This window comes from Cellvibrio sp. (genome assembly GCF_053579595.1).
The window spans coordinates 1-7396 of the sequence record NZ_JBRFPI010000229.1 but is presented as its reverse complement, the minus strand read 5'-3'; the positions used below and the strand labels follow the sequence as shown (position 1 = coordinate 7396).

6 protein-coding genes are annotated in these 7396 nt (G+C 49.5%); all 6 read right to left on the bottom strand.

Translation table 11 applies throughout. The annotated features are described in order from the left end of the window. Nucleotides 1–535 (bottom strand): PepSY-associated TM helix domain-containing protein (locus ACWA6V_RS14080; RefSeq protein WP_449523085.1); only part of this gene is annotated, 535 nt, incomplete at its 3' end. A 74-nt stretch (nt 536–609) separates the two neighbouring features. Then, complete coding sequence (locus ACWA6V_RS14075) at nt 610–2028, bottom strand: efflux transporter outer membrane subunit (protein WP_449523084.1); 1419 nt, start codon at nt 2026–2028, stop codon at nt 610–612. A 5-nt stretch (nt 2029–2033) separates the two neighbouring features. Further along, the gene (locus ACWA6V_RS14070) at nt 2034–3977 is read right to left on the bottom strand and encodes a MacB family efflux pump subunit (protein WP_449523083.1); all 1944 of its coding nucleotides are present in this window, start codon (nt 3975–3977) and stop codon (nt 2034–2036) included. Next, a complete protein-coding gene (locus ACWA6V_RS14065) occupies nt 3977–5308 on the bottom strand; it encodes an efflux RND transporter periplasmic adaptor subunit (RefSeq protein ID WP_449523082.1) in 1332 nt (443 codons plus the stop codon). Before ACWA6V_RS14065 ends, ACWA6V_RS14070 begins: the two co-directional genes overlap by 1 nt. Before the next feature lie 138 nt (nt 5309–5446). After that, a complete protein-coding gene (locus ACWA6V_RS14060) occupies nt 5447–6127 on the bottom strand; it encodes a Fe2+-dependent dioxygenase (protein ID WP_449523081.1) in 681 nt (226 codons plus the stop codon). A 100-nt stretch (nt 6128–6227) separates the two neighbouring features. Then, nucleotides 6228–7396: TonB-dependent receptor domain-containing protein (locus ACWA6V_RS14055; RefSeq protein WP_449523080.1), on the bottom strand; the 1169-nt coding region annotated here is incomplete at its 5' end.

Genomic DNA, 7396 nt, shown 5'->3' with positions numbered 1-7396 from the left:
CAATACGAAACCAATTGCGCCAATTCAGCGCGCGCCTTGGCCAACGCAAATACAGCCCCGATAACGCAAAAAACACTAATGCAAAGGCACTGAAACCGGTGATTTGGCGGCCGATATTAATACCGCCCTCTTCCGATGGAATTAATAGCCAACGATGCAAAGAACGCACAGTGCGAAAAAATTGCTCGCCGTTTATCTTTCCCAGCAATTCACCGCTGTAAGGATTGATATAAACGGCCTCACCACGACGCTCACCCGGCGGCGGCGCAACACGAATCAATGCACTGCGATCTGCTTCAGGCCAGAGCGTAATTTGCTCAACACGTGCACCATCGCGCTGCGTGCGAAAACGCTCAGCAATGGCATCCGGTGTTAAACGTTCACCACGCACTTCTACACGCACAATGGATGGACTGATAGCATCCATTATCTGCCGCTCAAAACTCATCAAACCACCAGTGAGACCCACAACTGCCAGCACCACGCCGGCAGTAATCCCCAAGAACCAGTGAATCTGGAATAAAACGTTGCGCACTTTATGTCCCCATGCCAGTAAAAAAATAGTGAATGTTTAACACGGTCTTTTGTTTTTTTAGATTTTTAATTTATTTATTCGGCATCTTGCTGTGCCAACTGCCAACCACCGCCGAGCGCTTTATACAAATCTACTGCGGCACTCAAACGCGACAACCGCTGCTGCACCAATGAATCTTGCACCTGAAATAAACTGCGCTGCGCATCCAGCAGCGATAACAAATCGTCGGTGCCCGCCCGGTAACGCGCTTCCGTCAAACGCAAGCTGCGCTCGGCATTGGCAACAATTTCCTGTTGGCTGGTTTCCTGGCGCTGGCTGATATCGGCTGTCACCAGTGCGTTATCCACCTCTTGCAAGGCCGTCAAAATGGCCTTGTGATATTGCAACAACAATTCGCTCTGACGCGCTTCAGTCAAACGTTTTTGATTGACCAGACGCCCACCGTTAAACAGGGTTTGTGCGAGCGACAATGTCCATCCGGATGTCTGGGTTGCCGGATTCAAACTGAATAACTCACTGGCAGATTTACCCGCGTTTGCGCCCAAGCTAATACCCGGCAATAACGCCGCACGTGCAGCATGGATATTGGCATTAGCCGCACGCAAATCCGCTTCACTCGCCGCCAAATCCGGACGACGCGCCACCAAATCTACCGGTGTGCCCGCTGCAATTTGCGGCACGTGCATAGCTAACAAGTTTTCTGCTGCGAGTGAAAATTCCTGTGGTGTTTTCCCCAACAAAATTGCCAATGCCGATTGGGTTTGACGCGCTTGCAACTCCAATGGCAACAGCGAAGAGCGCTGGGTCAGTAAATTGGTTTTCTGTTGCGCAACATCCGCTGCAGTTGCGGCACCGTTGTTATAACGTGCATCCACAATTTTTTGCACACGTTCAGCGATGGCAATATTTTTATGCGCCGTTGCAATACGCTCCTGCAACGCGAGCCACTGGAACCAGCCGCTGGCAATAGCCGCTTTGATACTGAGGGTTGCAGCATCCTGATCGTAACGTGTCGCGTCATAACCAGCCTTTGCAGATGCGCGTTCAGCCGCGATACCACCCCATAAATCCACTTCATAACTGATATTGGCACCGATACGGGTAGACTCACTGCGGGTATTGCTACCGCCATCCGGGGTGGAGCGGGATTCACCGCTGGAGGCACTGGCGCTGAGCGAGGGAAACAAACTCGCATTAGCAATACGCATTTGCAATTCAGCTTGCCTTACGCGCTCTGCCGAAATTAATAAATCCGGACTTTGTTGCTGCGCGGCTTGCATCAACTCATTTAACGCCGCTGATTGAAATGACTGCCACCAATGTGAATCTACTGCAATGGTTTCGATATCGGATTGCGTAGAAGCCACAGAATAATTGCCAGCATAATTGACATCCGGTTTTGGCACTGCTGTGGATGTACAAGCTGCAACGAAGAGTGATGCGATCACCAGCGACAATTGTTTAAACGCGAGTGCTTTTAAGTGGAATTGCATAACCATTACTCCGTCGCCAAGGCTGCAACCGGATCGAGACGAGCCGCTTTGCGCGCAGGCAAATAACCAAACAACAAACCCGTTAAGAATGCGCAGCTAAATGCCATAATCACCGGCCCCAATGAATAGGCTACCGGCGTACCAAAATTGGCAATTAACATGGCCGTACTTAACCCGATAACAACACCAATCACTCCACCGAGTGCAGATACCACCAGCGCCTCAATTAAAAATTGCTGCATGATATTGCGTGTGCGCGCACCGGTTGCCATGCGTACACCAATTTCACGGGTGCGCTCCGTAACACTGACCAGCATAATATTCATCACACCTATGCCGCCTACCAACAGTGAAATCGCTGCAATGGAGCCCAGTAAAAAAGTCATGGTATTTTGGGTTTCAGAAACCATATCGATTAACGATGACATGCTGCGAATCTGAAAATCTTCCGTACCGTGTCGCTCCATCATCAAGGCATGGACACGGGTTTGCACTTCTTCCATATTTTTTTCGTCATCGACCGAAATAGTAATATTGCGCAGGTATCGCTGGCCTATCACCCGCAAGCTACCCGTATTGAAGGGAACAAAGACTTTATCGTCCTGATCTTGCCCGCCAGGGTCAGCGCCGCGCTCGCTCATCACGCCGATTACCTGAAACAGCACATTATTAATGATGATGAATTCACCGAGTGGATTTTTATCGGCAAATAATTTTGTGGCAACGGTTTTACCTAACACCACCACTGTTGCGTAATTTTTATTGTCTTCATCAGTAAAAAAAGCACCTTGGGCCACATCCCATTTGCGAGCCATGGGAAATTGCGCAGCGGTTGCACTGATTTCAGTTGAGTGATCAATATTGCCGTAACGCAAAGTGAAACTGCCATTCAACTCAGGTAATGCAGCCGCAACATGTGGCAAGGTTGCAATTGCATCCACATCTTCCGGCACCAGCGTTACCGAGTCCCAGCGAAAACGCTGCGTTGGGCCACCGGGACGCACCAACAATAAATTGCTGCCCATAGCACTGATGCTATCCACTACCGATTTTTTTGCGCCATCGCCAATCGCCAGCATACTGATTACCGACGCTACCCCAATCACAATTCCCAACAGGGTTAACACTGTGCGGAAAATATTGCTGCGCAGGGAGCGGAATGCGGTTTTGGTCGCTTCCAGAATTTCTGTTTTAACTTTTGGTGCTCCGTGCAACGCATGCTCTTCTGCTGGCAATTGCGTTGGAATAGTCGGGCCCGGATCAGCAATAATTTTACCGTCGCGAATCTCAATCAACCGCTGGGCATGATGTGCAACTTCTGCATCGTGGGTAATAAGAATAATAGTATGGCCTTGCGCTGATAATTCTTTTAGCAAGCGCATCACTTCTTTACCGCTGTGGCTATCAAGCGCACCTGTCGGTTCGTCTGCGAGAATTATTTGCCCACCGTTCATGAGCGCACGGGCGATAGAGACGCGCTGTTGCTGGCCACCAGATAATTGGTTGGGGCGATGATGCAAGCGTTCCTGCAAACCCAACGAACTTAATAATGCAGTGGAGCGTTCGCGCCGCGCTTCAGGAGTCATGCCTGAATAGGTCGCGGGCATTTCCACATTTTCACAGGCGGTAGCGCCCGCCAATAAGTTATAACTTTGAAATACAAAACCAAAGGCTTCGCGGCGCAATTGCGCGAGCCCGTCAGTATCGAGAGTCGCAACGCTGGTGCCATTAAATAAATAATCACCAGTCGTTGCACGGTCGAGGCAACCGAGAATATTCATCAAGGTGGATTTGCCCGAACCCGATTGCCCCATAATGGCAACAAACTCGCCGGGGTAAATTTCCAGATCAATGCCATGCAATACCTGAGTCGCAATTTCACCATTGCGAAACGTTTTGGTAACGCCAGACAATTTGATTAGCGGCTGAATAGAATTAACAACGTTCATCAACGTCTACCCATACCCATTCCGGGACCACCCATCCCCATACCAGCGACCGGCTTTTGTTGGTTTGGGCGCGAGCTGCCGCTCACCACTTTTTCGCCCTCATTCAAGCCTTCAATGATTTGCGCTTGCACTCGGTTAGTGACACCTACCAATACTTTACGCTCTTCAATATCGCCATCGTCGCCCATTACTTTAACCATGGCGGGGCGTGGGCGGTGTGCAGATTTATCTACGCCTTCTTTTGTTTTATCGTGATGCTTTTTCCACTCAGCTTTTTGTTGTTCCGTTGGTTGCGGTGCATTTGCTTGCTCGCCCTTCGGACGCTCGCCTTGCGGACGATCTCCACGCGGTGGTGAAAAACTCACCGCAGACATAGGCACCAACAACACATCTTTCGCTTGGGATTCGATAAAAAAGACTTGCGTGCTCATCTGCGTCATCAATACACGGCTTTCGTTGGGAACATCAAATAACGCGTTGTACAAAATCACGTTATTGAGAACTTCCGGCGTAGGCTGTATGCGATTAATCTTGCTGTACCAGCGACGCCCCTGGCTGCCGAGCGTAGTGAAATAGACCGGCATATCGACACGCAATTTTCCAATATCGGCTTCTGATACCTGAGTTTGTACGGTCATGGTAGACAAGTCAGCAATACGCATAATGGTCGGTGCCATTTGGTTGGTATTGAGTGTCTGCCCTTGGCGCGAAGTGATCGACACCACCGTGCCATCAATAGGGGAATAGATGCGGGCATAATTAAGATTCGCGGCTTCGACACGCAAGGTCGATTCGGTTTGCTGGATTTGCGCCTGCAAGGATTTGAGTTGCGCCTGAGCTGATTTTAAATTGGCATCGGCCGTTTCAACTGCTTCTGTCGTAGTCGCATCTTCGCTCAGCAGATTTTTTTGGCGTTTGAAATTAATCCCTGCCAAGGTTAACTGCGCTTCACGCTCCTGCAATTGCGCTTGCTGGTTGCGCAATTGCGCGCGGGTTGCATCCACTTTAGCAGCGTAGACAGTTGCATCAATTTCCGCCAAAAGATCGCCCGCTTTTACTTCCGAACCAACTTCAACATGTAACTTTTTTAACTGACCAGATACCTGTGCGCCTACATCGACATAATCCTGCGGCTGCAATGTCCCTGTCGCCGTCACCAAATTTTCAATATCACCACGAATAACTGGCTCGGTGGTATAAACCACATCAGTCTCGTCACCGGCAAATACATTGCGCCACAGCAGCCCAACAACAATCAATACAAAAACCAGTAATGCAATTGCACCCATTCGGGAGTGAAAAAAACGGTGTTTGGAAACAGGCAGATTCATAGTGTTATACCGCTAGACCCATCATCAAAAAACGCCAGGCAAACTGGCGCGCTAATTGTGGCGGCGAGTATAACCCGCACATGTGATGGAGCTAGAAAAAAGCAGTAGGAATTAACAGTTATTGCACAATTCCGCGCGTCAGACTTGCGCCCACTGCCGCAATAAATTGTGATAGTGGCCAGTGAGACCAACCAGCTCTTCTGTGTCGCCCACTTTTTGGCGCAGCGATTGAATATTGCAATCCAGCTCGTGCAACAAATTGCGCTGCCAATCATCGCGCACCATGCTTTGTGTCCAGAAAAAACTGCACACACGCTCACCTTGGGTGACGGGTGCGACCTGATGCAAACTGGTAGAGGGATATAAAATCAAATCGCCTGCGGGCAATTTTACTTCGTGACTGCCGTAAGTATCCTGCACGATCAACTCACCACCTTCGTACTCTTCCGGCTCGCATAAAAATAACGTAGAAGAAACATCAGTGCGCAAACTTAAATTGCTGCCGGGCACTAAGCGAATTGCACCATCGACATGAAAACCATAATGCTCGCCACCAGCGTATGCATTAAATAATGGTGGGACTACACGCAATGGCAACGCTGCAGACATAAACAGCGGATTGGCATAAAGTGCCGTTAAAATAATTTCACCTAACTCTCGCGCAACAGGATTATCCACCGCCAGCTGGCGATTACGTTTGACTTGCGCGCCCTGCACGCCCACCGTCGCCTTACCATCAACCCATTGAGCTTGATTCAAACGTGCACGACATTCCGCAACTTGTTGCTTGCTGAGTAATTGTGGGATATGGATTAGCATAATTTTCTCGTAGGCATAAGGTTTATCGCGCCCCGTTTATTACCAAATAAATAAGGGGCGCAATAAATTGCGCCCCTGCATTCGCCGTTATGTCGATCAATTAAAACGCGAAGTTTACGCCCAAACGTGCGGACAAAGGAGCGCCCGGGTAATAACGTGAACCTGCATTATTCAAGCTGCCGATATATTCTTCGTCAGTCAAGTTAAGTACGTTTAACTGCAACGTAAGGTTTTTATTGATCGGGTAAGAGGCCATTGCATCAAATACCCAGTAATCGCCAAATTCCAATACCGAACGGAGCGCTTGTGCTTCTGCTTTGGTAAGACTGGAGCTGGCCATAGTGTCAACAAAACGCGCACCACCGCCAAGTACCAAACCATTTTCAAAGGTGTAGGTGTTCCATAAAGTGAAGGTCACTTCAGGCGACCACTGGATTACACCGCCTTCATTATTACTTGCACCATTGTTCGCTGCAGTGCGGTTACCGCGCACAATTTCAGTATCCATAAAGGCGATACCCGCGTTCAATTGCCATGCTTTAGTCAGGGCACCGATTAACGCGAATTCAACACCTTCTACCTGTTTTTCACCTACCGCAGTGGATGAGCCATCGGGGTTGGTGGCGATTTCGTTTTCGTTGGTGCTTTGGAACGCAGCCGCAGTGAAGAACAAAGTATCGTTCAACAAATTCCACTTGGTACCCACTTCCATATTGGTACCTTTTTGCGGATCGAGATTAGGGTTGTTGATATTGCTGCCAGCCGCTTGCGTTGCAGGGTCAGTATTCAGCGTAAAGTTAGCGCCGCCCGGGGGCAACTCGGAAGTTGCGTAGGAAACATAAATAGAACCATTTTCTGTTGGCTTGTATACACCGCCCAACTTCCAGCTCAGCAACTCATCGGTCACATGGGCATTGCGCGCAAGCAGGGTGCCTACCGGAATAAGTTGTGGTGCAGGTGCAGTGACGGCTGCCTGGCGGGTAGTGGTATCGGTTTTGGTATGGAAACGGTCAGCACGCAGTCCGACACTGACCTCCCATTGTGGATTCAAAGTAATAGTATCCAACGCATAAACGCCATAGGTGGTGGTTTCACCGTCAGTTTTAGCACCCGTGCGCACCAGCGGCTGGAACATATCGGCCGTACTGGGGTTATAAAGGTTGGCACTCGCTTGCGTCAGCGTGGTTGACGATGTGGGCCATACAAATCGAATCCCCATGGTGTAGTTCAATTGGCTTTCGTAAATAAATTCCACACCCGAAGTCAGAT